Genomic DNA, 26,226 nt, shown 5'->3' with positions numbered 1-26,226 from the left:
GCCAATATGACTGATCGTCCAATCGTATATGTCGTTTCTGATTCAGTAGGAGAAACGGCAGAATTGGTTGTAAAAGCGGCTGCAAGCCAATTTAATTCAAAAGGAATAGAGATAAAAAGGGTTCCCTATGTTGAAGATAAAGAAACCATTGATGAAGTGATTTCTTTAGCCAAAGACCATAAAGGCATTATTGCTTATACATTAGTTGTTCCTGAAATTAGTGAATATGTAGCCAAGCAGGCAGCAGCTAATGGAATACCAACAGTCGATATTATGGGACCTATAATGAATCAGCTTCAATCCCGGCTGAATCAAGTGCCAAGATACGAACCGGGGGTTGTACATAAACTGGATGATGATTATTTCAGAAAAGTTGAAGCTATTGAGTTTGCAGTAAAATATGATGATGGCAGGGATCCACGGGGAATTTTGAAAGCTGACGTCGTATTAATTGGTGTGTCAAGAACTTCAAAAACACCTCTGTCACAATATTTAGCTCATAAGCGTTTAAAGGTGGCTAATGTACCTATCGTACCGGAAGTCGAGCCTCCTGAGGAGTTATTTAAGGTATCACCGAATAAATGCTTCGGGCTGAAAATCACTCCTGAAAAATTAAACGATATACGCAGAGAGCGCTTAAAGGCTTTGGGATTGAATTCAGAAGCCAACTACGCAAACATGGAACGGATTAAACAAGAGTTAGTGTACTTTAACAAAATTGTTGATAAAATCGGATGCAGAGTAGTAGAGGTTTCGAACAAAGCTGTAGAAGAATCTGCAAATGTAATCTATAATCTGTATCAAGGGAAATCTTACAAATAAAGCGCAAATTACTGCGCTTTTTTATTTTCAATCTTTTTACTGGTAATATTGATGTGTTTTTATTATAATATTACATTGTGATTAAAATTTAAAAGTTTGACTAGAATAGTGATACATTCAGTATGCTTTTTTTCGACAAATGCTAGTAAATGAAGGAGAATCACTTAAAAGGTAGAACATAAAATTATGGAAAAATTCAAAGGGAATATATACGTAGATGCAGATGCTTGTCCTGTATTGATAAAAGATGAGATTAATAAATATTCAAAAGTATTTCACTTTGACCCTATTTTTGTTACTTCATTTGCACACGCAAGCAATACTGACCAGCCAGGCCGGTGGATATTAGTAGATGCCAGACCTGAAGAAGTTGACATGTACATACATAATCATTCTCAAAAAAATGATATTGTCATTACGCAAGATCATGCCCTCGCGAGTTTGCTTATTCCAAAAGGGGTTTATGTTATTACCCCAAGAGGGAAACATTTTCAAGAGAATGAAATGGAAAGGGTCCTTCATGAACGTTATTTGTCTGCCAAAGCGAGGCGCTCGGGAAAACATTCCAAAGGACCTGCTAAATTCACGAAGGAGGACTCTGAAAGATTCGCTACAGTTTTTTGTGAAATCCTGTCGAATGTTGAAGGAAAATAGATTCAAGGCACGAATATATATCTAGTGTCAAAGAAACAGAGATTCTGTGGTGGTAATATGGAACGCATACCTGAAGATTTAATTGAAAAAGTAAGGACAGCAAACGACATAGTAGACGTGATTAGTGATTATGTTCCTCTAAAAAAGCAAGGCCGCAATTTTTTTGGATTATGCCCTTTTCATGGAGAAAAATCACCTTCTTTTTCTGTCTCACCTGAAAAGCAGATTTATCACTGTTTTGGATGCGGAGCAGGCGGAAACGTTTTTTCTTTTTTGATGAATATAGAGGGATACTCATTTATTGAAGCTGTAACTCAACTAGGAAAAAAAAGCGGAGTTGAACTGCCTCAAATTAATCAGCAAAATTTCTCCGGAAAAAGCAATGACGAAAAAAGAAAAATGGCTGAGATTCATGAATTGTTGGCTAAGCTGTACCATCATTGTTTACTCCACACAAAACAGGGAAGACCTGCATTGGACTATCTCGAAAACAGAGGTTTTACAAGAGAGTCTATCGAACGCTTTCAAATAGGCTTCGCTCCTGATTCATGGGAAACTGCTTCACAATTCATCCAGAAGCGAGGATTGGATATTACGCTTGCGGAAAAAGCAGGTTTGATCGGGAAACGTCAATCTGACGGAAAAGCTTATGACCGTTTTCGAAACAGGGTCATGTTTCCAATCTGGGACCGCACAGGTACAGTAGTAGCGTTTGGCGGCAGAGTTTTAGATGGGAAGGATGAGCCAAAATATTTAAACAGTCCAGAGTCAAAGATTTTTCAAAAAGGCAAAACGCTGTACGGCTTAAATCTCTCTCGAGCTGATATCAGGCAGAAACAGCATGCTGTGATATTTGAAGGCTATGTAGATACCATTGCAGCTTTCAGAGCTGGAGTAACAAATGGAGTTGCGACATTAGGAACTTCCTTAACAGAAGATCATGCTGCAATTTTGAGAAGAAATGTTCAATCCGTCACAATCTGTTACGATTCTGACCGTGCCGGAGTGGAAGCGGCCTTCCGAGCATCAGAAATACTGACGAAACAGGGCTGCACCGTTAAAATTTCACAAATGCCAGATGGTATGGACCCCGATGACTATATTTCCATATTTGGAAGCGAATCGTTTCAAAAGGATATAATAGGGGCTAGTCTTACGGTTATGGCATTTAAAATACAATATTATAGACGCGGTAAAAACCTTCGGGATGAAGGAGAACGGATGATCTATATCGAAGAGATTATCAATGAGATAGCCCGTCTTCCAAAAGCGGTTGAAAGAGATCACTATCTCCGTCAGATCGCTTCAGAATTTAATTTGTCATTAGACGCATTAAAACAGCAGCAAATTCAGACATTTAAGCAACAGCAAAAGTCAAAGGATAACGGCCCTAAAAAGCGGGATAATAATTTTAGAATACAAACACTTTTGCAGAAGTCTTTATTACCTAAAAATCTGAATGCTGAAAGAATTGTTCTTGCACACATGCTTAAAAGCGACGATACTGCTTTTCTTATTCAGGAAAAGCTTGAATCAGGATTTAATGTGGAGGAACATAATGCAATCGCTGCATACTTGTATGCCTTTTATGAAGAAGGAAATAAACCCAATGTAGGGTTGTTCATGCAGCGGATCGATGATGACAAATTAAGAAAACTAGCATCAGAATTAGCAATGCTCACTATTAGTGAAGTAATGAACGAAGTAGAGCTTGCAGATTATATTCGAATTATTTCTAGCTATCCTTTATTGCGTGAGATACAAGAAAAAGAGAAACAGCAAGAAAACGCAATAAGAAGGAATGAAATAAAACTGGCAGCCCAAATTGCCCAAGAAATTATGAGAATGAAAAGATCTCTAAAATGAACGGGACACAGGATGGTTGAAGTTTTGGAAGGAGGGGATCGAATGGCTGAGAAACCAAACCGTCAAGAAACGGAAGGCGAATTAACCATCGATCAAGTTAAAGAACAATTAGTTGAAGCCGGTAAAAAGCGAGGACGGCTGACATATACAGAAATCACAGGGAAGCTTGCTCCGTTCGAACAAGATTCAGATCAAATGGATGAATTCTATCATTATCTAGAAGAGCAAGGGGTAGAAGTTGCGGAAGCCTCTGAGGATGCAGATGATGAAGATGATCCTAAATTTGAAATGGAAAAAGAAGAAGAAGAATTTGACCTTAATGATTTAAGTGTGCCTCCTGGAGTCAAAATCAATGACCCGGTCCGTATGTATTTAAAAGAAATCGGACGGGTAGACCTTCTATCTGCAGATGAGGAAATCGAACTCGCAAAAAGAATTGAAAATGGCGATGAAGAGGCAAAACGCCGTCTTGCAGAAGCTAACTTACGACTTGTTGTAAGTATTGCAAAACGTTATGTCGGCCGGGGAATGCTGTTCCTTGACCTTATTCAAGAAGGAAACATGGGATTAATCAAAGCTGTTGAAAAATTTGATTATGATAAAGGGTTTAAATTCAGTACGTATGCAACTTGGTGGATTCGCCAGGCGATTACACGTGCTATTGCTGACCAAGCCCGTACAATCCGTATTCCAGTTCACATGGTTGAAACAATCAACAAATTAATCCGTGTTCAACGTCAGCTGCTTCAGGATTTAGGCCGAGAGCCATCTCCAGAGGAAATTGGAGCAGAAATGGAACTCACACCTGAAAAGGTTCGTGAAATCTTAAAGATTGCGCAAGAGCCAGTTTCCTTAGAAACACCGATTGGTGAAGAGGATGACTCTCATCTTGGTGACTTCATTGAGGATCAGGATGCATTAGCCCCATCAGAGGCTGCAGCATATGAGCTATTAAAAGAACAGCTTGAGGATGTTTTAGACACTCTGACCGATCGTGAAGAAAATGTGCTTCGTTTACGTTTTGGTTTAGATGACGGACGTACAAGAACTCTTGAAGAAGTAGGTAAAGTCTTCGGAGTAACACGTGAACGTATTCGTCAGATCGAAGCAAAAGCACTCCGTAAACTTCGCCATCCTAGCAGAAGTAAACGTTTAAAGGACTTTCTTGAATAAAAAGCTTGCCCTCTGCGGCAGGCTTTTTTTATTGCTTTTATTTTACTGATAATTCCACTTCAATGCAAACTGCCGAAAAACTCAATTTTTACAGCTTCTTACTCAAAAATTCTTAATTTTCCTTATATATTCTGCATCATTTAAAATTTAAAATCGTTTAAATCTTGTAAAAATTCAGCCTTTATATCTATAATATTAAATGAAAGCGTATACAAAAGAGAGCAAATTAATTTTAAAGGGTGGGATGCAGCCATGAATTTTACATTAACAGAAGAACAAATGATGATTCAGAAAATGATGAAGGAATTTGCGGATGAAGTTGTAGCACCGGGAGCTGAAACAAGAGACAAAAATAAAGAGTTCCCAGTAGAAATCTTCCAAAAGCTTTCGAAGCTTGGAATGATGGGTTTGCCATTTCCTGAAGAATATGGCGGTGGCGGAGCTGATACGATCAGTTTTGCGATTGCAGTAGAAGAGCTGAGCCGTGCATGCGGTTCTACTGGTATTACATATTCAGCTCACGTTTCATTAGGCGGAGCGCCTTTAAATTTATTTGGTACACATGAACAAAAAGAGAAATATTTAACGCCAATTTGTACAGGAGAATCATTCGGAGCGTTCGGGTTGACGGAGCCTAATGCAGGGTCTGATGCCGGAGGAACTGAAACCACGGCAGTTTTGGAAAATGGGGAATGGGTTATTAACGGAAGCAAGTGCTATATTACAAATGCAAGCTATGCTAAGCATTTAGCACTGACTGCGATTACGAATAGAAACGGCAATGATAAAGAGATATCCGCAGTTATCGTTCCATCGGATGCAAAAGGTTTCAAAGTTATAGATAACTATGAAAAGATGGGTCTTCATTCCTCTAACACAACAGAACTTTTTATGGAAAATGTTAGAGTACCAGAAGAAAACTTGTTAGGTAAACGCGGTGACGGCTTTAAACAGTTCCTGGTGACACTTGATGGGGGACGTATAGGAATTGGTGCCATGGCAGTCGGAATTGCACAAGCGGCTTATGAGAAGGCGCTGGCTTATGCAAAAGAGCGTAAACAATTTGGAAGATCGATTTCTAAGTTTCAAGCTATTCAGTTTAAGCTTGCAGATATGGCGATGAAAATCGAACTTGCAAGAATGATGGTATATAAAGCTGCATGGCTGAAAGATCAAGGAAAGAAATTTTCTAAAGAAGCTTCCATGGCTAAATTGTATGCTTCTGAAGCATGCATGCAAATTTGTTCAGAATCAGTACAAATTCACGGCGGAAACGGCTACATGAGAGATTATCATGTTGAACGCTACTTCCGGGATGCAAAACTTCTTGAGATTGGAGAAGGAACATCTGAGGTTCAGCGTATTGTAATTGCCAGAGAAATTGGCTGCTGATTTTCATAATATTATATGATGGGGTGAATTATGGCTGAGTTAATGAAGGTAACTGTTGGAGATTGTTTAAAAAAACAAGCGCAAAAAAACAATGCACAAGAAGCCATTGTTTACAGTAAACTTGGAATTCGCTACACCTATCAAGAATTTTATGAATTGACGTCAAAAGTCGCTAAGGGTCTAATGGCGATGGGGATTCAAAAAGGGGATCACATCGCTGTCTGGGCAACAAATGTTCCAGAATGGCTTTTATTGCAATTTGGATCGGCAAGAGCTGGGGCAGTCTTAGTGACGGTTAACACGAATTATCAAAGTGCCGAACTCGATTATCTGTTGAAACAATCGGATGCTAAAGCCTTATTTTTTATAGAGGAGTTCCGCTCAACATCTTACAGAAAAATGGTTGACTCTGTAAAAAACAGAATAGAAGAATTTCCGGAGCTTAAGCACTTTATACAAATTGATAACAACAGCTCTTCCTCATACAGCACATTTCAGGAGATGTTAGCTGCAGGTGATGTGATAACGGATGAGGATCTGCAAAGAAGAGAAGAATCTTTGCACTATGATGAAGTAATTAACATGCAATATACATCAGGTACAACAGGTTTTCCTAAAGGTGTAATGCTGACTCACTATAACATTGTAAATAATGCAAGGCAGATTGCTGACAGTATGAACCTTACGAATGCCGACAGGCTGTGTATACCTGTTCCCTTTTTCCATTGTTTTGGTTGTGTACTAGGAACGCTTGCTGCTGTTTCCGTTGGAGCGACGATGGTTCCTATTGTTCAATTTGATCCGAAAGAAGTTTTAGAGACAGTGGCAAAGGAAAAATGTACAGGATTGCATGGCGTACCTACGATGTTTATCGCCGAACTTAATCTTCCTGACTTTGATTCATATCATTTAAGCACTTTGAGAACTGGAATCATGGCTGGCTCGCCATGCCCAATTGAGGTGATGAAAAAAGTAATCGATAAAATGGGAATGAGTGAGATTACGATTGCTTACGGACAAACTGAGTCATCTCCTGTTATTACACAAACGAGAACAGATGACCCGATCGAGCGGCGTGTGGAAACTGTAGGAAAAAAGCACTCCCAGGTTGAGGCAAAAGTGGTCGACCCGATTACACATAAAGAAGTAAAACCTGGAGTACAAGGTGAGCTGTGTACAAGAGGCTATCATGTCATGAAAGGCTACTATAAAATGCCCGAAGCTACGAAAGAAGCAATTGACAGTGAAGGATGGCTTCATACGGGAGATTTGGCAACAGTTGACGAAGAGGGCTATTACAGAATAACAGGCAGATTGAAAGATATGATTATTCGTGGAGGAGAAAATGTTTATCCGAGGGAAGTAGAAGAATTCCTTTACTCTCATCCTGCCATTCTGGATGTTCAGGTTATTGGAGTCCCTGACAAAAAGTTTGGTGAAAAAGTAGCTGCCTGTATTCAGTTAAAAGAAGGTCAATCTCTTTCTGCAGATCAACTAAAAGACTATTGCAAAGGTAAGATAGCTCATTTTAAAATACCGGAATATTTCTTGTTTGTGGATGAGTACCCGATGACAGCTTCAGGTAAAATCCAAAAGTACAAACTTAGAGAACAAGCATTAGAGGCTTTATCTGTTACACATGAATAGCCACCAGCGTGTGGCTATTTTCACTTTAAGAAGGTATATTTTTTTAACTGATTGATAAACGACGCAGCAAACATGGTTAGGGGATAAAGTATGGGTGCATCTTAGGCTGACGGATAGGGCTTTGAGTCAGCCAAGTTTTCTTTATTAAATTCTGTAATATCTTGTGACAAAACTGGGAAAAATATAGTTTGCCCTTCCCAAGTAAACGCTTTTAAAGTACAATAGGTTATGGATTGTTAGCCAATACATATTAGGTTTTAAAGACTACAACAAATGTGCTGTACAGAAGAAGGAGGAATATGAATGAAGCGTAATCCACTCATTCCTTTTGCCATTATAGGAGTTATTGGAATTGTTCTTATGCTTACAATGGGCGGATATGGTATCAACAAGATCCATCAGGCAAGCCAGGATAAAGAAAAGGCTGCGATGGATCCAGAAGCAATTTTTAAACAGAATTGTTCTTCTTGTCACGGACAAAATCTTGAAGGCGGAACTGGTCCTGCACTTGATAAGATTGGCGGCGAGTATTCAGAAGAGGAAATTGCTGATATCGTGAAAAACGGTAAGCCAGGCGGAATGCCGGCCGGTGTTGTTAAGGGAGAAGAAGCAAAAATAGTGGTAAAATGGCTCGCAGAAAAAAAATAAAATAAAAAAGGGCTTCTTGTTAAATTGGACAAGAAGCTTTTTTTCATGCAGCTTTGCAAAATTTACTGAGAAAGACAGATACTATAATAATGAAACTAAAGCGGTGATAAAAAATGAATTCCGAAAAACTATCTAAAAGGCTTGAGAAAGTCTCAAGTTATGTACTTCAGGGGTCTGTACTGGCCGATATCGGTTCAGACCACGCCTACCTCCCTTGTTATTTAGGAATAAAAAAAATAATTAAAAAAGGAATCGCGGGCGAGATTACAGAAGGACCTTATCTATCTGCTAAAGAGCAAGTAGTCCTTGATGGTTTAACAGACATTATTGAAGTTAGAAAAGGAGACGGACTTTCCGTACTCAAAGAAAATGAAGCAGAAGTTGTTACAATTTGCGGCATGGGGGGTTCCCTGATTACTTCCATCCTTGAAAAAGGTAAGGAGAAACTTGGAAGCGCAAAAAGATTAGTTCTGCAGCCTAATGTAGGAGCGAAAACCGTAAGAAATTGGCTGTTAAAAGAAAATTGGGTACTTTCTGCTGAAGAGATAATAAAAGAAGACGGTAAAATTTATGAAATTCTCGTTGCGGACCGAATCGGTGAGCAGCCCTATTCAAATCAAATAGATGCTGAACTGCTATTTGGTCCATTCTTATTAAAAAACCAAAATGAAGCGTTTAAAGAAAAATGGGCTGGGGAAGTCAAGCAATGGAAGGCAATTTTGGCTCAAATGGAACATAGCCAAGGGACAGCGGCAGAAACCAAAAGGAAAGAACTTTTAGATCATATTAATCTTGCTGAGGAGTGGATCGATTGAGCAAAACAGCAAACGGGCAGTTCGTCATTTCACTTTTAGAAAGCTTCGCCCCTAAAAAACTGGCAGTAGAAGATGACCCAATCGGGTTACAGATTGGGTCATTAAACCGTCCAGTGAAAAAAGTAATGATAGCATTGGACGTTCTTGAAAGTGTTGTAGATGAAGCAATAGATAATGAAGTGGATTTGATTATAGCTCATCATCCTTTATTGTACCGACCATTAAAAAAGATAGATACAAGTACTTCAAAAGGAAGAATTATTGAAAAGCTGATCAAGAACGATATAACAGTTTATGCGGCTCATACGAATCTCGATGTAACAGCTTCAGGCGTAAACGAATGGCTTTCTGAGCGTTTAGAACTTAGTCAATCAGAAGTGCTTGCACCTACATATGAGGAACAGCTCATAAAGCTTTCTGTTTTTGTCCCATCCTCTCATGAGGAAGCTGTCAGACAAGCTCTGGGAGATGCGGGTGCCGGGCATATCGGAAACTACAGTCATTGCAGTTTTTCTTCAAGTGGATGGGGGACTTTTACACCCCTAGAAGGAACAAACCCATACATTGGTGAACAAGGAAAACTTGAGCGAACAGAAGAAGTGAAAATCGAATCTATTTTTCCAGTTTCCATTCAGAATGCAGTATTATCAGCAATGAAAAAAGCTCATCCTTACGAAGAAGTAGCTTATGACCTTTATCCGCTGCTTAATAAAGGAAATGAACTTGGCATAGGAAAAATCGGTAAACTGATTAAAGAGATGGAAATTGAAGAATTTGTTCAACATGTTAAAAACGTTTTTGGGATCTCCAGCGTCCGGGTGATTAAAGGGCATAATCATCCAATAAAAAAAGTTGCGGTAGTTGGAGGAGATGGCAACAAATACATTTATCCTGCTGTCAGAAAAGGGGCAGATGTTCTAGTGACAGGAGATATCTATTATCATAATGCGCACGATGCCCAAGCAGAGGGTTTGACGATCATTGATGCTGGCCATCATATAGAAGAAATAATGAAAAGGGAACTCAAACTTGTGCTTGAAAAGGAACTTTCACAGAGAAAGTACGATACAGTTGTTATAGAGTCCACTATACAAACAGAGCCTTTTACGTTTATGTAAAAGGCTGTTTTCTAAATGAATGTTGCTTTTGAATTCGTTTGATTGGAGCAGAAGGTGCGAGACTACGGCTATTTTACGGTACGTGTTCTTAGATTTATTACACGTTCGCTCAGACTCATCGAGGTTTCGCTCAAAAAAGCCGATTTACGCTCAAGATTTTCTAGCTACGCTCAAACTGCCTTTAGTTTCGCTCAAAATCTCCTTTTTTCGCTCAACGTAACTAAAAACGAGGACTGAACTTAAGTGGCTCACCGCCAGATCCCTGGAAAGCGAGCACCTGGAGTGGAAATCAGCCACTTCTCTTAGCTGCAATTTTCAAAAACAGCCATGTAAAAAAAGCAAAGCTGCCGAAATGGCCAGCTTTGCTTTTTTAGTTATTTTTTCTCTTTTACTTTTGGAAGTATGCGATTTAACTGAACTTTACGTTCTTTTGTCCAAGTTTCCTCATTTTTTTCATCATAATTTTTAAGGAAATCAATTACTTCTTTTGTAATTGGAGTTGGTGTAGAAGCACCAGAGGTTACACCAACCTTATTAACGCCTTCTAACCAGGCTAAATCAATTTCTGAAACATCCGAAATTCGATAAGCTTTAGTACCAGCGATTTCTTCTGAAACTTGAGCAAGACGGTTTGAGTTATTGCTTCTAGGATCCCCGACTACAAGAACTAAATCACACTCACCTGCTTGGTTTGCTACAGCTTCTTGACGGACTTGAGTAGCTAAACAAATCTCTTTATGAACTTCAGCATTCGGATATCTCATCAACAACTGCTTAATAAGTTCTGCAACATCCCATTGGCTCATAGTGGTCTGATTTGTAATAAGAATCTTTTCGCTTTTAACATCCAGTGATTCCAAGTCATCCATATTTTCAACAAGGTGAACGATGTGGGGGGCAATTCCAATCGCTCCTTCAGGTTCGGGATGCCCTTTTTTGCCGATGTAAATAATCTCATAGCCTTCGTTCTCTTTTTCTCTGATCAGGTCATGCGTTTTTGTAACGTCCGGACAAGTCGCATCTATTTCATAGAGTCCTTTTTCATGAGCAATGCGTCTAACTTCTGGGGAGACACCGTGTGCAGTGTAAATTACAGTACCAGACTCAATGTTTCGAATAATATCTAACCGGTTGTTTCCATCGAGTGTAATGATTCCTTCATCTTCAAAGGCATCTGTTACGTGTTTGTTATGAACGATCATGCCAAGAATATAAATCGGTCTCGGCAAGGTTGGATCATTTGCAGCTTGACGTGCCATTACCATTGCATCTACTACACCATAACAATACCCTCGCGGAGATATTTTAACAATTTCCATATTGGATCTCTCCTTTATTCATATAAAAGACAGCACAGATGTCTATGCTGTCTTGGGAGATTTACTTCTGTATGATTTTATTATAAAGGAGCGGCCATAAGAACTCAAACACAATACTTATACATATAGCTTAGGTCCTGAGAGGTGATAACCTTTAGGTACATTCGTTTTTGGTGCTGCTGGTACTAATTTAGTCGATGCTGGTGGTTTTTTTGTTTTTAGGGCCTGGGGCTTTTTAGCTGATTTTGAAGCTTTAGAATCAGATGCGTTTACCTTTTCTTCTGTATCTTTCTTTCTTTTTTCTTTCTTATTTTTTTCTTCAGGTTCTTTTATTTTCGTTTTGTTTTCTGCTTCATCCGCTTTCTTGGAGGTTTCTGCCTCAGTATTGGTCTCGGCTTTAGACTTTGAACCTCCGTTTTGAAAATCTTTTAAAGCTGTCATAATTGAGGGCAGGTTTCTCATAGCCGGACCGTACTGTTTAATCATAGGTCCCATTGTTTCGGCAACTTTTAAAACCTTTTGTACGTTGTTGAGCATAGTGAAAATATTGTTTCCTCCAGTTATGTTTCCACCGCTCCCGATGGTCCCCAAGAATCGGTCAACAGAGCCTTGATGACGCGGCATTTCATGCATTCCATTCATGTTTTGCATATGTGAATTTACTTGAAATGGCTGCATAGGATGCTGAGGCTGATTTGGATATCTGTAAAAAGGCTGCATAATTCCCCCTCCTTTCCAAAATAATACGCTCATAAACAGAATATGAAATTTAAGAAAACATGTGTGATATTTAACCCTGTTTTCTTAACCAAAATCAAGGATGATTGGCGGAAAAACGAAACTTACTCTATAATACTAAAAGTGAATAGATTTATATTTGAAAAAGAAAAGGTGAGCGTATGAAATCTCCGTTTGAACGGTTAAAAATAAACGAATCGCTCCAAGCTGCATTAAGTAGTATTGGATTTGAAAAACCAACTGAAATTCAAGAACGTGTCATTCCAGGAATCATCAACGGGCAAGACATGATCGGTCAATCACAGACTGGATCAGGTAAAACATTTGCATTCTTGCTGCCTCTTATGCACAGAATTGATATTCAAAAAGAAGAGGTACAAGCTGTAATTACAGCGCCTACTCGTGAATTAGCACAGCAGATTTATAATGAATTCTTAAAAATTTCAGAGCAAATGCCAGAAGAAAAGCAGATCAAGGCTAAAGCGATCGTCGGTGGAACTGACAGAAAAAGAATGGCTGAAAAGCTTAAAACTGTTCCGCAGCTCGTTATCGGTACACCAGGACGTATTAAAGACCTTGTGAAGGCTCAGGAGCTTGTTGTCTATACTGCGAATATGCTTGTAGTCGATGAGGCCGATCAGATGCTGGACATGGGTTTTATTGAAGACGTAGACCAGATTGCATCTCGGATGGCTAATGAACTGCAGATGATGGTATTTTCGGCAACCGTTCCTGAAAAGCTGCAGCCATTTTTAAAGAAATATATGAAGAATCCAAAGCATGTTCATGTAGAGCCGCAGCATATCACAGCAAAAGACATCAAGCATGTACTTCTTCAAACCAAACATAATGATAAGCTTGCCATGCTTATCAAAACGGCAAGGAATTTCAATCCATACTTTGCGATTATTTTTGCCAACACAAAAAAAATGGTAGATGAGATTGCTGATGCAATGGCTGCAGAAGGATTAAGTGTGGAGCGTTTACATGGCGATGTACCGCCTCGTACGAGAAAAAACATCATGAAGCGGGTGCAAAAAGCTGAATTTCAATTTCTAGTAGCGACTGATCTTGCAGCACGCGGAATTGATATTAAAGGCGTCAGCCATATTATTAATTATGAATTTCCAAAAGATCTTGATTTTTATATTCATAGAGCTGGGCGAACAGGCCGTGCAGGCATGTCTGGAGTGTGTGCGTCCCTTTTTGAGCAAACTGATCAGCATGCAGTGCAGAAGTTGAAAGAGAAAAAAATCACTTTCACATATGAACAATATAAAAACGGTGAATGGATTGCTGTAAAACAAAGAGAGAAAAGTGCAGCTTCCAAGGAGCAGGATGGTGTTTATGTACCTAAACCTCGGAAGGTTAAACCTGGCTATAAAAAGAAAATGGATGAACAAAAGAAAAAATTAATGAAGAAGAAGAGAAGAAACCAAAGATAGAAACAAATGCGGAGAGAAGAGGGGAAAGTATGATTAAAATAGGTTCTCATGTCTCAATGAGCGGTAAAAAGATGTTATTGGCTGCAAGTGAAGAGGCAGTTTCGTATGGTGCAAACACATTTATGATCTATACAGGAGCACCTCAAAACACGAGACGCAAAAAGATTGAAGACCTCAATATTGAAGCTGGAACAAAACATATGATAGAAAACGGAATCGTTGATATAGTGGTGCATGCTCCTTATATCATTAACATCGGAAATGCAGTTAAACCGGAAACCTTTGAATTAGGTGTGGATTTCCTTAGAAGAGAAATCGAACGAACAGAAGCTTTAGGCGCAAAGCAGATCGTACTGCATCCTGGAGCGCACGTTGGGGAAGGTCCTGAGACAGGGATTAAAAAGATTATTGAAGGTTTAAATGAAGTATTAACAAAAGAGCAGAACGTTCAAATCGCATTAGAGACAATGGCCGGAAAAGGATCTGAATGCGGAAAAACATTTGAAGAACTGGCTCAGATTATTGATGGAGTTACCTTGAATGAGAAGCTTTCTGTTTGCTTTGATACATGCCATACGCATGATGCGGGTTATGATATCGTTAACGATTTTGATGGGGTAATCAATCAGTTTGATAAAATAATTGGTATGGACCGAATAAAAGTATTTCATATTAACGACAGCAAAAATATTTGCGGTGCAGCAAAAGACAGGCATGAAAACATTGGATTTGGTCATATCGGATTTGAAGCATTGAACTATATTGTCCACCATGATCAATTTACTAGTATCCCTAAAATACTTGAAACACCTTATGTTGGAACTGACAAGAATAACAAAAAACCGCCTTATCAGTTAGAAATTGAAATGATTAAAGCAAAAGAATTTAACTCTGAACTACAAAACAAGCTTCTTGCTCTATAAGATAAAAGGTGTCTCTTAGTGAGGCACCTTTTTATATGCATTAAAAAAAGCCGCAATATTGTGCGGCTTTTATTAGTTGCTATCTATCAATGTACGTTTGGATTAAGTATTGGATATAGTTTGCTTTTTCTGGGCTGACTTCTTTTGCGATCGTTGCAATAATTTGTTTACGCTGACTCAGATTTTTAATATCGATCGTCTGCCGGCGTAATATGTTTACAATTTGGACGGCTTCACTCTGTGAGATTGGAAGCTGATATTGTGCTGCAAGAGAAATTAATTCATTAGGACCTATTGTATTTAATTTTTGGTTAACAAAATGCACAATAATTGGATTCATAAAGAACTCCCTCCTGACTTTTTCATTGTATGAGTCAAAATCGGAGAAAGTGCTAAAAAGACTTTGGAAATTCTCCAAAGTCTTTAAATAATTATTAAATTATAGTGTGAAGCACAAAATTCATAAAGAACAAGAATGCTATCACATACATAGTAGCGGGAACTTGCTTTCTTTGTCCCGCAATCCATTTAATTAATGGATACGCGATAAAACCAAAAGCAAGACCATCAACGATGCTGTATGTCAAAGGAATCAATGCGATTATTAGGAATGATGGGAACATTTCAGTGAAGTCCGCTAACGGAATATGCTGTATCTGCTGTACCATCAAACCGCCAATGATAATTAAAACAGGAGCAATCGCGCCATCTGGAATAAAAGCAATGAACGGTGCGGCAAAAATAGATCCTATAAACAATACTGCAACCGTAATACTTATAATCCCTGTTCTTCCGCCTTCTTGGATTCCAGATGCACTTTCAACAGTGGAAATGGTCGGACTAGTACCAAACAGCCCGGATACGATCGAAGAAGCGGCATTTGCTTGAAAAGCTCTAGGAAACTTTTTCTGATCAGGCAGCAATCCATATAACAATCCCATATTTTCAAATGTGATAATCATTGTTAGTGAAAATGTTGCAATCCAGAATGAAAGTTCCGTCATTCCTGAGAAATCAAAGGCGAAAAGCATCTCCCCAAAAGGCTTAAATGAGAAGCCTTCAGACATCCTTTTAACTTCTTGTGTATGTCCCATCAAGAAACCTATAAAAGTTGTTAGAGCAATACCAATCAGAAAACTTCCTTTAACGTTCTTTAAGAATAAAGCCAGCGTTATTGCCAGACCAGCCATAGTGAGTATGGCATCCGGGCGGTCCAGATGTCCGAGCTTAACAAAGGTAGCAGAACTAGCTTCGATAATTCCGCCTTTTTGAAGTCCGATAAACGTTAAGAATAAACCAATTCCAACTGTAATACTATGCTTTAATGATTGAGGGATACTTCTGGAAAGTATGTCTTTTAATGGCGTAGAAGCAACGATTAAGAAGAATACGCCGGACAATACGACAGCGGCTAGTGCTTCTTGCCAGCTTAAATTCATGCCTTGAACAATTGTATAAGTGAAAAATGCATTAACACCCATACCTGGCGTTAAGACGATAGGAGCATTTGCATATAGCCCCATAATTAAACACCCGACAACAGACGTAAGGATTGTCGCTAATACTACACCTTCATATGGCATTCCCGCATCAGCTAATATCAATGGGTTAACAATTATGATATAAGCAATGGTGAAAAACGAGGTGATACCTGCGAGTATTTCCTTTTTAATTGAAACTTGGTCTTGTTTCATGTGATCCTCTCTTAAAACTATAAAACAAACCCTCTCCCACCCAGCAGTTGCCTGCCAGAGATGATTATATAGCAAATGTAGAAATATGGCTAGAAAAAATCATTTACAAATTTGTATCCACACTATATAATTTGACGTAAGTAAAAAAGTTGCCTAAGGGAAACATTTTCATTCATTCACATTAGTCACTTTCATCCATATCAGAACATACATTGTGATGGGATTATTTTTTTAATTAAAAGTTGCGCTCGGGCAAAAGAAGTTGCCGAGCGAAAAAGGAGGTCTTTTTCCATGGAACATGCATTGAAGATAGAGCGGTTGTTTGTTTCTTACTTAGGAAATCAAGTTGTAAAAGATATAACATTTTCCGTGAAAAAAGGGAGTCTTGTAGGAATCATCGGACCGAATGGAGCTGGGAAATCAACCTTGATGAAAGCTGCATTAAACCTAATTTCAAAGGATAAAGGAGACGTTAGAATCTTTGGAGAGCCATTAAAAAAGTGGAAAAAGAATATCGCTTATGTACCGCAGCGTTCAGATATTGACTGGGATTTTCCGATTACCGTCATAGATGTTGTGCTGCTGGGGACTTATCCGAAACTTGGTTTATTCAAACGTCCTTCTAAAAACGACAAAGAGTGGGCTCGTGAATGTCTTAAAACGGTAGGCATGGAACTTTTTGGCAACCGGCAAATTGGAGAATTATCGGGAGGACAGCAGCAAAGAGTTTTCCTGGCAAGAGCGCTTGCTCAGAAAGCAGAGTTATTTTTTCTTGATGAGCCTTTTGTTGGTATTGATGTTGCAAGTGAAGAAACCATTATTAACATTCTTAGAAATTTAAAAAAAGAAGGAAAAACGATTCTTGTCGTACACCATGATTTAAGTAAAGCAGAATCCTATTTTGATCATCTGCTTTTACTAAATCAGCACATGATTCAATATGGTGCATCAGAAGAAGTTCTTCAGCCAGAGGTGATCACGAAAGCGTACGCAAATCAATTTTCATTTCTTCAGCCAAAAGGGGTGAACGTTACATCATGAATATTATAAATTTCTTTGAAGCGTTATTTCAGTATGAATTCCTTCAAAAAGCGTTGTTTACTTCTGTTATGGTAGGCATCATTTGTGGAATAGTCGGGTGTTTCATCATCTTAAGAGGTATGGCTTTAATGGGGGATGCCATTTCCCACGCTGTATTACCAGGAGTAGCAATCAGCTATATGCTCGGGATCAGTTTCTTCTTTGGTGCAGTAATTACAGGGGTTTTAACGGCGATTGGAATCGGTTATGTCAGTCAAAATAGCCGGATCAAACATGATATGGCGATTGGAATCATGTTTACGAGCATGTTCGCAGTTGGAATCGTAATAATCACTCTTATGAAGAGCAGTGCTGATTTGTATCATATTCTGTTTGGGAATGTTCTGGCTGTAAGAATGAGTGATATGTGGATGACGCTCGGTATTGGTGTTTTAGTGATAGGGCTCGTGGTTCTCTTTTATAAAGAATTGCTAGTTTCTACATTTGATCCCACTATGGCACAAAGCTACGGATTGCCGAATAAATGGATTCACTATGCACTGATGGTCGTTCTGACAATGGTTACGGTTGCTTCTCTTCAAACAGTCGGGATCGTACTGGTCGTAGCCATGCTTATTACCCCGGCAGCAACGGCGTACTTGCTCACAAATAGATTGTCAGTCATGATCTATCTTGCTGCACTGTTTGGTGTGATAGCATCTGTATTTGGATTGTATTTTAGCTTTACTTACAATCTTGCATCGGGTGCAACGATTGTTTTAGTTTCAGCATTACTATTTGGAACGGCATTTTTCTTTTCACCAACACAAGGGTTAGTATGGAAGGCGCTTAAAGCGAGAAAAAACAGAGTAGAACTGATGCGATAAGGGGAGGATTACACATGTTTAAGAAAACAGCGAGCCTTTTATTAGTTGGCTCATTACTAATGGCTGCTGCAGGCTGCAGTTCAGGAAAAGACGAATCCGAGAAAGTAGAAGTTGTAGCTACCTATTCAATAATTTATGATTTAGTACAAAATGTCGGCGGGGATAAAGTAGAAGTTCACAGTATGGTGCCGATTGGTTCCAATCCGCACGAATATGATCCGCTTCCGGAAGATGTACTGAAAACAACGGATGCTGATGTTGTATTCTATAACGGTCTGAACCTGGAAGAAGGTAATTCGTGGTTTAAGAAACTGTTGAAAACAACGGATAAAGACGGGAAAGATGCTCCGGTTTATCGCGTAAGTGAAGGGGTAGAACCCATTCATTTAGAATCAAAAGGTCTGGAAAAAGAACCAGATCCGCATGCATGGCTAGATATTAACAATGGTATTATATATGTAGAAAATATAAGAGACGCCCTCATCAAAGAGGATCCGGAAAACAAAGATTATTATGAAAAGAATGCGGAAAAATACATTTCTGAATTGAAAGAGTTGCATGACGATACATTGGGAGAATTAGCAAAAATTCCAGAAGAAAAACGTGTACTCATAACAAGTGAAGGAGCTTTCAAGTATTTTGGTGAAGCTTATAACATGAATACAGCCTATGTTTGGGAAATTAACTCTGAAAACCAAGGTACTCCACAGCAAATCAAAAGGCTGGTCGACTTTATTAAACAAGGAAATGTTCCTGGTCTTTTTGTTGAAACGAGTGTGGATCCTCGTAGCATGGAAACTGTCTCAAAAGAAACAGGTGTCTCTATAAAAGGCAAGGTCTTTACTGACTCTTTAGGGAAACCTGGTGAAGATGGAGACACATATAAAAAAATGATGGAATGGAACACAAGAACAGTTATTGAAGGACTACAATAATAACTTAATTAGCAGCAGCCGGTTTCTTAAACGGCTTCTGCTTTTTTATTTAAAAATTTTTGATTTATAATAAGGAAGTTAACAATTCTGATTTAAAGGCAGGGTAAAATAGATGAATATCAAGGCAGTGTGCTTTGATATGGATGGAGTTGTCGTTCATACGATGCCTCACCATGTCGAAGCATGGCAGTATGCGTTTAAAGAAAAAGGATATAAACACGAAGATCTGGAGTTTTATTTAAGAGAAGGAATGCCTGGAAGGAAAACCATTTCAGATATTTTTCAGTCAAACCAAATGCAAGTGGATGAAAAAGATATGGAAGATATTTATATAAATAAAAGAAATTATTTTAAGAAAAATGCTGAATATGCATTTATTAATGAAACGGTTTCACTTTTAGAATATTTATTTTCTCAAGGAATCCCTATCTCATTAGTAACAGGAAGCCGAAAAGAGTTTGTTGAAGAAGTAATCAGGAATCTTCCTGTTAAGTTCCACTCAGTTATTACAGGTGATGATGTAAAAATAGGAAAGCCATCTCCAGAACCTTACTTAAACGCAATAAGAGGGCTTTCATATGATTCTTCGGAGTGGCTGGTTATCGAAAACGCTCCGTTAGGAATTGAATCTGCAAAGCGAGCGGGTGCATATTGTTTAGCGGTTGAAACAACGCTAGAAAAAGAATATTTAACAAGGGCAGACCGAATAGTTAAACCATCCCAATTAGAAGAAACGGTGAAAACGATATTAAGCAAAAAATCCTGAATACAACTGCACATGCTGACGTAAAGCATGTTGTTTTACTTTCTGGTGAATTCGTGTATACTATGATACAGTTTAAATCGTAGTCATTACTACTTATATTTTTTCAGGGAGGATTATCGTGGAAAATCAAATAAACAATCCAGTGATTCATGTGGATGATTTATCCTTCCATTATGGTGATAAAAATGTACTTGAACATGTAACCATGGAAGTTAAACAAGGTTCTTTCTTAGGTCTTGTAGGTCCTAATGGATCAGGAAAATCTACACTCATCAAATGTATTCTAGGGCTTTTAAAACCGCAGCATGGCGGAGTATATCTTTTTGGAGAAAAAGTTCAGAAATTTAATAAATGGGAAAAAGTCGGATACGTTTCCCAAAAAGCAAACAGTTTTAATACAGCATTTCCAGCTACAGCATTTGAAGTTGTTTCTATGGGATTATTCGGTAAGGTTGGTTTGTTCCGCTTTTTAAAAGCTTCTGATAAAACGAAGGTATGGGATGCGTTAAAGTCTGTAAATATGGAAAAATTCGCAAATCAAAACATAGGAGAACTTTCTGGCGGCCAGCAACAGCGTATTTTTATTGCTCGAGCTTTAGTAAGTGACCCAGAGCTGCTCATATTAGACGAGCCGACAGTTGGGGTAGATATAGAGTCTTCGGAATCATTTTATAAAATGCTGAAGAATTTGCATCGTGACAACCATATGACGCTTGTATTAGTTACTCATGATGTTGGTGTTATGACCGATTATGTTACTGATGTAGCTTGTTTAAATAAACAGATACATTTTCATGGAAATACAAAAGAATTTGAAGAAAGTTCTTTAGATAACCTGTCTGCTTTTTATGGGCATCATGTTCATGTTCTTCATCATGATCATGAACACGAATAAGGGGATGAATGGATGTTACCTTTTTTAAAATATGAATTTTTACAAAATGCTTTTTTAACAGGTATAATGGTTGGTCTTCTCGCCCCTATATTAGGAGTATTTATTGTCGTACGAAGGCAGGCGCTAATAGCAGATGCCCTTTCACATATTACGCTCGCAGGGATAGCAGCAAACCTTCTGCTCGGGAAATGGTTTACTCTGTTTGCAGGTCTTAATCCAATATATTTTGGTATGGCATTCTCTGTTGGTGGTGCCATTTTTATCGAACAGCTTCGCAAAGTATATAAACATTATGAAGAATTAGCGATTCCAATCATCATGTCAGCTGGAATCGGGTTAAGTGTAATCTTTATTTCAATGGCTGATGGATTTAATACCGATTTATTTAATTATCTTTTCGGCAGCATAATAGCGGTGAAGCAATCAGATGTTTGGACTGTCTTCGTAATATTGGTTGCTGTGCTTTTATTTGTCTTTTTTATGTATAAAGAATTGTTTGTTCTGTCATTTGATGAAGAGCAAGGGAAGCTTTCTGGGATCAGAAGCAATTGGATTTTAGTTGCATTTATGGCGATTACCGCTCTCGTTATTGCAGCCTCAATGAAGATCGTTGGGATTCTTTTAGTATCATCCCTTATGACACTTCCGGTAGCAGCTAGTATACGGATAGCAAAAGGTTTTAAACAAACCATATGGCTTTCCGTACTTTTTGGAGAAATTGCTGTTATTTCCGGTATGTTCTTATCTTATTATTTAGACCTGGCTTCAGGTGGTACGATTGTGATATGCCTGGTTTTCATACTAAGTATTTCTATTTTCTATAAGAAGTTTACAGTTTCGCGAAAGGTGGTTTAAATGTGAAATTTTCATTAACAATAGATGGAGCGTTGGATCTTTTGAAAGAAAAAGGCTACAAATATACCGAGAAAAGAAAAGATCTCATCACCCTTTTCGCACGGGAAAAAAGATACCTTTCAGCGAAAGATGTTCAGGAATCATTGAAAAATCAATATCCTGGTTTAAGCTTTGATACCATTTATAGAAATTTAACTACTTTTGTGGAACTCGGACTCCTAGAAGAAACAGAATGGGAAGGTGAACGGAAATTCCGGTTCACTTGCTCTCACAACGAACATCATCATCATTTAATCTGCTTGAAGTGCGGAGGCACAAAATCGATCCATTCATGTCCTATGGAAGTATTGAACAGTGAATTAAATGGATTTGATGTGACGGGTCATAAATTCGAGATCTATGGATATTGTTCAGATTGTAAACAATAAAATAATGTTTTTTTGAGTATGCTCCTCCTTTTTTTAGCCAAGCTATATGTAAAGGAGGGTTTTTTTATGCCTGATGTAAAATGTAATGTTTCAAATTGCACTTATTGGGGCGAAGGAAATAACTGTATAGCTGATGCTATCCTTGTTGAAATTGACAAGCATGCTAACAATTCTTATGACATGAGTGCTGATGGTGAACTTCGTGGGGATGCTGCTCACAAAGATCATGCTCATGACCCTGCTGAAACATGCTGTCATACTTTCAGATCAAAACATTAAGGATGAGGCCTGCTTAATGGGCGTTTTTCTTGGTCATTATGCGGAATCCCCATAACTTAACAACTATGAAAAGCATCGTTTAATGCCATAATAAGAACGCTCCTTAACACTAAAAGAGGGGGAAACATGATGGCAGACGAAAGAAACGAACGAAATATAAATGAAGCTGACTATCGGGAAGAGATGGCAGCTGAAGCTGCACCCGTAAAAAGTGACATGGTTTATCCGGAATACGAGCGACCTCGGACTACGGACAAGGATCACCACCGCGGACATGAAGAAGAACGTGAAAGAGAAGGCGGAAGAGCCGCAGGAGTTATCGCCATAATCCTCTCTGTTCTTTCTTTGTTTATTGCTCCTGTATTATTTGGAGCAGCAGGTATTATCGTTGGATTTGTTGCCAGAAGACAGGGTGCACAAACTCTTGGAAATTGGGCAATAGGAATCGGTATTGTTTCTATTATCATTTCCTTGTTTTTCGCACCATTCTTTTAAAGTAAGAAGGAGCAAAGAAGAAGCAAATGCTTCTTCTTTTTTGTTGGAGTTGTCGTATTTTGTAGAAAATCCGATTTTTGTCTGATTAATTTGTTCTTTCAAGAAAAACGAATTTTCGTATGTGCATATGGAGTGGACGATGACAATTGATTAACAGTTGCTAGGTGAAAACCCTCAATCATTATCATTTAAAAATACAAAAAAGCCCCCAGAATGGGAGGCTTTTCTTTATACTTGCTGTGATTTTAATTTTTCTTCGTGTGCCTTTGCTAAAATGTCGATTTCTTTTTTTAACTCATCCAGCAGTTGGTCTTCTGGAATCTTTCGCACGATTTCACCATGACGGAATAGTAAACCTTCTCCTCGGGCACCGGCAATGCCGATGTCCGCTTCTCTTGCTTCGCCAGGACCATTAACCGCACAACCTAGTACTGCTACCTTGATCGGTGCGCGTACCTTTGAGATGTATTCTTCTACTTCGTTAGCGATTGAAATTAGATCTATTTCGATTCGGCCGCATGTCGGGCAAGAAATCAGAGTTGCTGCGTCTGAAAGAAGTCCAAAGGATTTTAATAATTCCCGGGCAACTTTAACTTCTTCAACAGGATCAGCACTTAATGAAATACGGAGTGTGTTTCCGATTCCTTTATGGAGAATTACACCTAGACCAGCTGCACTCTTAACTGTACCTGCAAAAAGTGTTCCTGACTCAGTGATTCCAAGATGTAAAGGATAATTAAATGCTTTAGAAGCCTTCTCATATGCTTCAATCGCTAAATTAACATCTGATGCTTTCATTGAAACAATAATGTCATGAAAATCAAGTTCTTCCAAGATGCGAATGTGTTCTAAAGCACTCTCTACCATTCCGTCTGCAGTTGGATAGCCGTATTTTTCTAAATATTTCTTTTCCAAAGAACCAGCATTTACACCGATACGAATTGGAATACCTTTTGCTTTAGCGGCTTTTACAACAGCTTCTACTTTTTCACGGCGACCGATGTTACCCGGATTAATTCTGATTTTATCAGCTCCGCCTTCAATAGCTTTAAGAGCAAGCTTATAATCAAAATGAATATCCACAACAAGCGGTATATTGATTTGTTTCTTAATGTCTGCTATTGCTTCAGCAGCGCGCATATCCGGACAAGCTACTCGGACGATCTGGCAGCCTGCTTCTTCTAATCGTTTTATTTCAGCTACAGTAGCCTCTACATCGTGTGTCTTTGTTGTAGTCATACTCTGAACAATAACCTGATCAGTTCCTCCGATTGTCAGGGGTCCAACTTTAACAGGTCTTGTTTTAGAACGGTGGGTGATTTCACTCATTTGGTGAATCGCTCCTTTTATCAAATTGACAGTTTTAGTCTGTCCTATCATCAGTTCATTTTAGCAGGGATTATTTTGTTTTGACAAGTATTCTTATCTTTAAGCCGATTTATATAATGGAAATTTATATGTTTTGCCTAATTGAATATTTTCAGGATTTACTCCTGGGTTTAAGGATTTAAAGTCTTTTATCATTTGTGTAATTGTGAAGCCTCCATCAGGATTTAATTTCTCTACGATAGAAATTAAAGTATCTCCAGGTAGAGCTTGATACGTTTTATAATTCCTTTTACTTTTTTCATTGATTTGAATTTCAGCATTTACTGGCTGAGCTTGAGGGAGTGTCCCGATTTTTAGATCATAAGCGATTACATATAGAATAAGCAGGATTGTACATCCAGTTAAGAAACGTTTCATTGTTCCCTCTCCTTTCTCATATTGAACTATATGCTTGTCCATCATTTTTATGACAAGTTAAAAGTGACTTTGATCCAAGCATTGGTGTAAAATGGTAAGGATAGATGGACAGAAAATAAAATTTTAAACGTATCAATGTAAGTGTACCGAGGGGAGAGGTGAACTGTATGAAAAAAGCAAAAGTAATTGCTCTTTTATCAATTATGGCTGCTGCTTTATTTATAGCTCCATTAAAAATGTTTGCAGATGCAGCTCCAGGAGATGTTATCATCACTTTGGGGGAGAATCTTACAGAGGAACAGAAGAACTCTTTATTAAAAGAGATGGACGCAGCTGCTGATGTTCAAACCGTAACAGTAACAAATGAGGAAGAACATCAATACTTAGGTGATTATATTTCGAAAGCCCAAATCGGCTCAAAAGCTATTTCATCTTCTAAAATTACAATAGGTGAAAAGGATCAAGGGCTATCTGTTGAAACGAATAACATCAACTGGGTAACGGAAGAGATGTATATGAATGCACTCACGACTGCAGGTGTAACAGATGCTGAAATCTATGTCACAGCACCGTTTGAAGTATCAGGAACGGCTGCGTTAACAGGAATCCTAAAAGCATACGAAACAACTGCTCAAATCGAGATTCCAGAAGCTCAAAAACAAGTTGCGAATGAAGAAATGGTTAAGACTGCTGAACTAGGAGAAAGAATCGGTACTAAGGAAGCAACTGAGCTTATGACACGCGTTAAAGAAGAAATCGCAAAAAATCCGGTACAGTCTGAAGATGATCTGCGTGCTTTGATCGAAAAAGTAGCGAACGATATGGGGATTGAACTTACACAAGAAGAGTTGAACGGGCTGCTTGCTCTTTTCAATAAAATGAAAGATTTAAATATCGATTGGGATCAAGTTCAAAGTGATTTGAAGAACATCAGTGAAAATTTAGGGGATTTCCTTAATGATGAAAAAACACAATCCTTTTTGCAAAAATTACTTGAATTTCTACAAGCAATAATAGAAGCAATTAAATCCTTATTTAAATAATCGTATAAAAAAAAGCGGCAAACAGCCGCTTTTTATTTTTTTGCCGGGACTCGGGTAATAGCAAGAACTAAAATGATAAAGGTCAGGACCCAAAAAAAGAAAAAAGAATAAGGGATATGCACATTCAGAAGAAAAAGAATTGTTATTAAGACAACAGGAAGGGTAATTGTATAACATGCCATTACCCAAATATGACGATAAGATAATTTTTTATTTAACAATTTTGAAACGGGAAGTAAAATACCAGACAAGATGGATACTCCTGAAAACAATATACCTGAAAATAAGATATACATAGCTGCGTACACGACAATAAAAATTATAGGCAAGACCCCATTAACAGATGAAGCAAATTCCTGCATTTGATCAGGGTTCAAACCATAGCTTTGAAAGCTCTGCAGTTGCTGATTGCTATTTTTAAATAAATTTGAAAGAAATAGGATGAGAACAGGAAGTATACATAAAAAAGTTAAAGATAAAACATATATGATGGTGCTTCCGACACCTAAAAATCGGAATTGTGAAATGGAAGTGATTGAAAACAAACTTTTAAATAATCGTGTATGTAATTTCATAGATAAAGCTCCCTTTATTTATTGACCAAGTTAAGTGTACATGAACCG

At 38.3% G+C, this 26,226-nt stretch carries 28 protein-coding genes; 21 read left to right on the top strand and 7 right to left on the bottom strand.

Annotation, left to right across the window (positions count from 1 at the left end; all coding sequences use genetic code 11):
* The first annotated feature begins 6 nt into the window (after positions 1-6).
* The 9 genes from M3196_RS03560 (at position 7) to M3196_RS03520 (ending at position 10,135) form a co-directional block, all read left to right on the top strand.
* Positions 7-822 (top strand): pyruvate, water dikinase regulatory protein, encoded by an 816-nt coding sequence (locus tag M3196_RS03560; protein WP_251320867.1) that lies wholly within the window; start codon positions 7-9, stop codon positions 820-822.
* A gap of 186 nt (positions 823-1,008) precedes the next feature.
* On the top strand, positions 1,009-1,476 hold the full coding sequence (locus M3196_RS03555; RefSeq protein WP_251320866.1) for a YaiI/YqxD family protein: 468 nt from the start codon (positions 1,009-1,011) through the stop codon (positions 1,474-1,476).
* A 57-nt stretch (positions 1,477-1,533) separates the two neighbouring features.
* On the top strand, positions 1,534-3,342 hold the full coding sequence (gene dnaG / locus M3196_RS03550) for a DNA primase (RefSeq protein WP_251320865.1): 1,809 nt from the start codon (positions 1,534-1,536) through the stop codon (positions 3,340-3,342).
* A gap of 42 nt (positions 3,343-3,384) precedes the next feature.
* A complete protein-coding gene (gene rpoD / locus M3196_RS03545; RefSeq protein ID WP_251320864.1) occupies positions 3,385-4,515 on the top strand; it encodes an RNA polymerase sigma factor RpoD in 1,131 nt (376 codons plus the stop codon).
* Between the two features lie 252 nt (positions 4,516-4,767).
* A complete protein-coding gene (locus M3196_RS03540) occupies positions 4,768-5,907 on the top strand; it encodes an acyl-CoA dehydrogenase family protein (protein WP_251320863.1) in 1,140 nt (379 codons plus the stop codon).
* 30 nt (positions 5,908-5,937) lie between these two features.
* The gene (locus M3196_RS03535; RefSeq protein ID WP_251320862.1) at positions 5,938-7,554 is read left to right on the top strand and encodes an AMP-binding protein; all 1,617 of its coding nucleotides are present in this window, start codon (positions 5,938-5,940) and stop codon (positions 7,552-7,554) included.
* 303 nt (positions 7,555-7,857) lie between these two features.
* Positions 7,858-8,202, top strand: coding sequence for a cytochrome c550 (gene cccA, locus M3196_RS03530; protein WP_251320861.1), 345 nt, complete (start codon positions 7,858-7,860; stop codon positions 8,200-8,202).
* 113 nt (positions 8,203-8,315) lie between these two features.
* Positions 8,316-9,017, top strand: coding sequence for a tRNA (adenine(22)-N(1))-methyltransferase (locus M3196_RS03525; protein ID WP_251320860.1), 702 nt, complete (start codon positions 8,316-8,318; stop codon positions 9,015-9,017).
* The gene (locus M3196_RS03520) at positions 9,014-10,135 is read left to right on the top strand and encodes a Nif3-like dinuclear metal center hexameric protein (RefSeq protein WP_251320859.1); all 1,122 of its coding nucleotides are present in this window, start codon (positions 9,014-9,016) and stop codon (positions 10,133-10,135) included. Before M3196_RS03525 ends, M3196_RS03520 begins: the two co-directional genes overlap by 4 nt.
* Before the next feature lie 374 nt (positions 10,136-10,509).
* Here M3196_RS03520 and M3196_RS03515 read toward each other — a convergent pair whose 3' ends face one another.
* Both M3196_RS03515 and M3196_RS03510 read right to left on the bottom strand, forming a co-directional pair.
* Complete coding sequence (locus tag M3196_RS03515) at positions 10,510-11,454, bottom strand: 4-hydroxy-3-methylbut-2-enyl diphosphate reductase (RefSeq protein WP_251320858.1); 945 nt, start codon at positions 11,452-11,454, stop codon at positions 10,510-10,512.
* A 117-nt stretch (positions 11,455-11,571) separates the two neighbouring features.
* Positions 11,572-12,174 (bottom strand): YqfQ family protein, encoded by a 603-nt coding sequence (locus M3196_RS03510; protein ID WP_251320857.1) that lies wholly within the window; start codon positions 12,172-12,174, stop codon positions 11,572-11,574.
* Positions 12,175-12,353: 179 nt separating this feature from the next.
* Here M3196_RS03510 and M3196_RS03505 point away from each other — a divergent pair, with 179 nt between their 5' ends.
* Positions 12,354-13,637 carry a DEAD/DEAH box helicase gene (locus tag M3196_RS03505; RefSeq protein ID WP_251320856.1) on the top strand — a complete coding sequence of 428 codons (1,284 nt, stop codon included), beginning with the start codon at positions 12,354-12,356 and terminating at the stop codon, positions 13,635-13,637.
* A 29-nt stretch (positions 13,638-13,666) separates the two neighbouring features.
* Positions 13,667-14,560 (top strand): deoxyribonuclease IV, encoded by an 894-nt coding sequence (locus tag M3196_RS03500; protein ID WP_251320855.1) that lies wholly within the window; start codon positions 13,667-13,669, stop codon positions 14,558-14,560.
* 79 nt (positions 14,561-14,639) lie between these two features.
* Here the strand turns inward: M3196_RS03500 and M3196_RS03495 are convergent, their stop codons facing one another.
* Positions 14,640-14,900, bottom strand: a complete 261-nt coding sequence (locus M3196_RS03495; RefSeq protein WP_251320854.1) for a DUF2624 family protein — start codon at positions 14,898-14,900, stop codon at positions 14,640-14,642.
* A 94-nt stretch (positions 14,901-14,994) separates the two neighbouring features.
* Positions 14,995-16,254, bottom strand: coding sequence for an NCS2 family permease (locus M3196_RS03490; protein ID WP_251320853.1), 1,260 nt, complete (start codon positions 16,252-16,254; stop codon positions 14,995-14,997).
* A 291-nt stretch (positions 16,255-16,545) separates the two neighbouring features.
* Here M3196_RS03490 and M3196_RS03485 point away from each other — a divergent pair, with 291 nt between their 5' ends.
* The 9 genes from M3196_RS03485 (at position 16,546) to M3196_RS03445 (ending at position 22,814) form a co-directional block, all read left to right on the top strand.
* Entirely contained in the window at positions 16,546-17,295 is a 750-nt protein-coding gene (locus tag M3196_RS03485) for a metal ABC transporter ATP-binding protein (RefSeq protein ID WP_251320852.1), read from the top strand.
* Positions 17,292-18,161: a metal ABC transporter permease gene (locus M3196_RS03480; RefSeq protein WP_251320851.1), complete on the top strand. Its 870-nt coding sequence runs from the start codon at positions 17,292-17,294 to the stop codon at positions 18,159-18,161. Before M3196_RS03485 ends, M3196_RS03480 begins: the two co-directional genes overlap by 4 nt.
* A gap of 14 nt (positions 18,162-18,175) precedes the next feature.
* Entirely contained in the window at positions 18,176-19,096 is a 921-nt protein-coding gene (locus tag M3196_RS03475) for a metal ABC transporter substrate-binding protein (RefSeq protein WP_251320850.1), read from the top strand.
* 112 nt (positions 19,097-19,208) lie between these two features.
* The gene (locus tag M3196_RS03470; RefSeq protein ID WP_251320849.1) at positions 19,209-19,862 is read left to right on the top strand and encodes an HAD family hydrolase; all 654 of its coding nucleotides are present in this window, start codon (positions 19,209-19,211) and stop codon (positions 19,860-19,862) included.
* Positions 19,863-19,980: 118 nt separating this feature from the next.
* Entirely contained in the window at positions 19,981-20,757 is a 777-nt protein-coding gene (locus tag M3196_RS03465) for a metal ABC transporter ATP-binding protein (RefSeq protein ID WP_425310972.1), read from the top strand.
* 12 nt (positions 20,758-20,769) lie between these two features.
* Complete coding sequence (locus M3196_RS03460) at positions 20,770-21,612, top strand: metal ABC transporter permease (protein WP_251320848.1); 843 nt, start codon at positions 20,770-20,772, stop codon at positions 21,610-21,612.
* A gap of 2 nt (positions 21,613-21,614) precedes the next feature.
* Positions 21,615-22,040: a Fur family transcriptional regulator gene (locus tag M3196_RS03455; RefSeq protein ID WP_251320847.1), complete on the top strand. Its 426-nt coding sequence runs from the start codon at positions 21,615-21,617 to the stop codon at positions 22,038-22,040.
* A 66-nt stretch (positions 22,041-22,106) separates the two neighbouring features.
* Positions 22,107-22,319 carry a DUF1540 domain-containing protein gene (locus tag M3196_RS03450; protein WP_251320846.1) on the top strand — a complete coding sequence of 71 codons (213 nt, stop codon included), beginning with the start codon at positions 22,107-22,109 and terminating at the stop codon, positions 22,317-22,319.
* A gap of 129 nt (positions 22,320-22,448) precedes the next feature.
* Positions 22,449-22,814 carry a DUF4190 domain-containing protein gene (locus M3196_RS03445; protein WP_251320845.1) on the top strand — a complete coding sequence of 122 codons (366 nt, stop codon included), beginning with the start codon at positions 22,449-22,451 and terminating at the stop codon, positions 22,812-22,814.
* 228 nt (positions 22,815-23,042) lie between these two features.
* Here the strand turns inward: M3196_RS03445 and ispG are convergent, their stop codons facing one another.
* Positions 23,043-24,143, bottom strand: coding sequence for a flavodoxin-dependent (E)-4-hydroxy-3-methylbut-2-enyl-diphosphate synthase (gene ispG, locus M3196_RS03440; RefSeq protein ID WP_251320844.1), 1,101 nt, complete (start codon positions 24,141-24,143; stop codon positions 23,043-23,045).
* A 99-nt stretch (positions 24,144-24,242) separates the two neighbouring features.
* Complete coding sequence (locus M3196_RS03435; protein ID WP_251320843.1) at positions 24,243-24,560, bottom strand: hypothetical protein; 318 nt, start codon at positions 24,558-24,560, stop codon at positions 24,243-24,245.
* A 167-nt stretch (positions 24,561-24,727) separates the two neighbouring features.
* On the opposite strand from M3196_RS03435, the gene M3196_RS03430 reads away from it, so the two are divergent.
* Entirely contained in the window at positions 24,728-25,603 is an 876-nt protein-coding gene (locus M3196_RS03430; RefSeq protein ID WP_251320842.1) for a DUF1002 domain-containing protein, read from the top strand.
* A 32-nt stretch (positions 25,604-25,635) separates the two neighbouring features.
* Here the strand turns inward: M3196_RS03430 and M3196_RS03425 are convergent, their stop codons facing one another.
* The gene (locus M3196_RS03425; RefSeq protein WP_251320841.1) at positions 25,636-26,178 is read right to left on the bottom strand and encodes a DUF1189 family protein; all 543 of its coding nucleotides are present in this window, start codon (positions 26,176-26,178) and stop codon (positions 25,636-25,638) included.
* Between the last annotated feature and the right edge of the window lie 48 nt (positions 26,179-26,226).

The sequence above is a fragment of the Fictibacillus nanhaiensis genome, assembly GCF_023715445.1.
Lineage (GTDB): Bacteria > Bacillota > Bacilli > Bacillales > Fictibacillaceae > Fictibacillus > Fictibacillus nanhaiensis_D.
This window is presented reverse-complemented; position numbering and strand designations above follow the sequence as displayed.

Coding starts and splice junctions, on each gene's coding strand:
- M3196_RS03480 (WP_251320851.1), top strand. CDS start 17,292: ATGAATATTATAAATTTCTTTGAAGCGTTATTTCAGTATGAATTCCTT.
- ispG (WP_251320844.1), bottom strand. CDS start 24,143: ATGAGTGAAATCACCCACCGTTCTAAAACAAGACCTGTTAAAGTTGGA.
- M3196_RS03535 (WP_251320862.1), top strand. CDS start 5,938: ATGGCTGAGTTAATGAAGGTAACTGTTGGAGATTGTTTAAAAAAACAA.
- M3196_RS03500 (WP_251320855.1), top strand. CDS start 13,667: ATGATTAAAATAGGTTCTCATGTCTCAATGAGCGGTAAAAAGATGTTA.
- M3196_RS03475 (WP_251320850.1), top strand. CDS start 18,176: ATGTTTAAGAAAACAGCGAGCCTTTTATTAGTTGGCTCATTACTAATG.
- M3196_RS03485 (WP_251320852.1), top strand. CDS start 16,546: ATGGAACATGCATTGAAGATAGAGCGGTTGTTTGTTTCTTACTTAGGA.
- M3196_RS03510 (WP_251320857.1), bottom strand. CDS start 12,174: ATGCAGCCTTTTTACAGATATCCAAATCAGCCTCAGCATCCTATGCAG.
- M3196_RS03515 (WP_251320858.1), bottom strand. CDS start 11,454: ATGGAAATTGTTAAAATATCTCCGCGAGGGTATTGTTATGGTGTAGTA.
- M3196_RS03460 (WP_251320848.1), top strand. CDS start 20,770: ATGTTACCTTTTTTAAAATATGAATTTTTACAAAATGCTTTTTTAACA.
- M3196_RS03540 (WP_251320863.1), top strand. CDS start 4,768: ATGAATTTTACATTAACAGAAGAACAAATGATGATTCAGAAAATGATG.
- M3196_RS03560 (WP_251320867.1), top strand. CDS start 7: ATGACTGATCGTCCAATCGTATATGTCGTTTCTGATTCAGTAGGAGAA.
- dnaG (WP_251320865.1), top strand. CDS start 1,534: ATGGAACGCATACCTGAAGATTTAATTGAAAAAGTAAGGACAGCAAAC.
- M3196_RS03505 (WP_251320856.1), top strand. CDS start 12,354: ATGAAATCTCCGTTTGAACGGTTAAAAATAAACGAATCGCTCCAAGCT.
- M3196_RS03445 (WP_251320845.1), top strand. CDS start 22,449: ATGGCAGACGAAAGAAACGAACGAAATATAAATGAAGCTGACTATCGG.
- M3196_RS03490 (WP_251320853.1), bottom strand. CDS start 16,254: ATGAAACAAGACCAAGTTTCAATTAAAAAGGAAATACTCGCAGGTATC.
- cccA (WP_251320861.1), top strand. CDS start 7,858: ATGAAGCGTAATCCACTCATTCCTTTTGCCATTATAGGAGTTATTGGA.
- M3196_RS03495 (WP_251320854.1), bottom strand. CDS start 14,900: ATGAATCCAATTATTGTGCATTTTGTTAACCAAAAATTAAATACAATA.
- M3196_RS03555 (WP_251320866.1), top strand. CDS start 1,009: ATGGAAAAATTCAAAGGGAATATATACGTAGATGCAGATGCTTGTCCT.
- M3196_RS03425 (WP_251320841.1), bottom strand. CDS start 26,178: ATGAAATTACATACACGATTATTTAAAAGTTTGTTTTCAATCACTTCC.
- M3196_RS03430 (WP_251320842.1), top strand. CDS start 24,728: ATGAAAAAAGCAAAAGTAATTGCTCTTTTATCAATTATGGCTGCTGCT.
- M3196_RS03525 (WP_251320860.1), top strand. CDS start 8,316: ATGAATTCCGAAAAACTATCTAAAAGGCTTGAGAAAGTCTCAAGTTAT.
- M3196_RS03470 (WP_251320849.1), top strand. CDS start 19,209: ATGAATATCAAGGCAGTGTGCTTTGATATGGATGGAGTTGTCGTTCAT.
- M3196_RS03450 (WP_251320846.1), top strand. CDS start 22,107: ATGCCTGATGTAAAATGTAATGTTTCAAATTGCACTTATTGGGGCGAA.
- M3196_RS03435 (WP_251320843.1), bottom strand. CDS start 24,560: ATGAAACGTTTCTTAACTGGATGTACAATCCTGCTTATTCTATATGTA.
- rpoD (WP_251320864.1), top strand. CDS start 3,385: ATGGCTGAGAAACCAAACCGTCAAGAAACGGAAGGCGAATTAACCATC.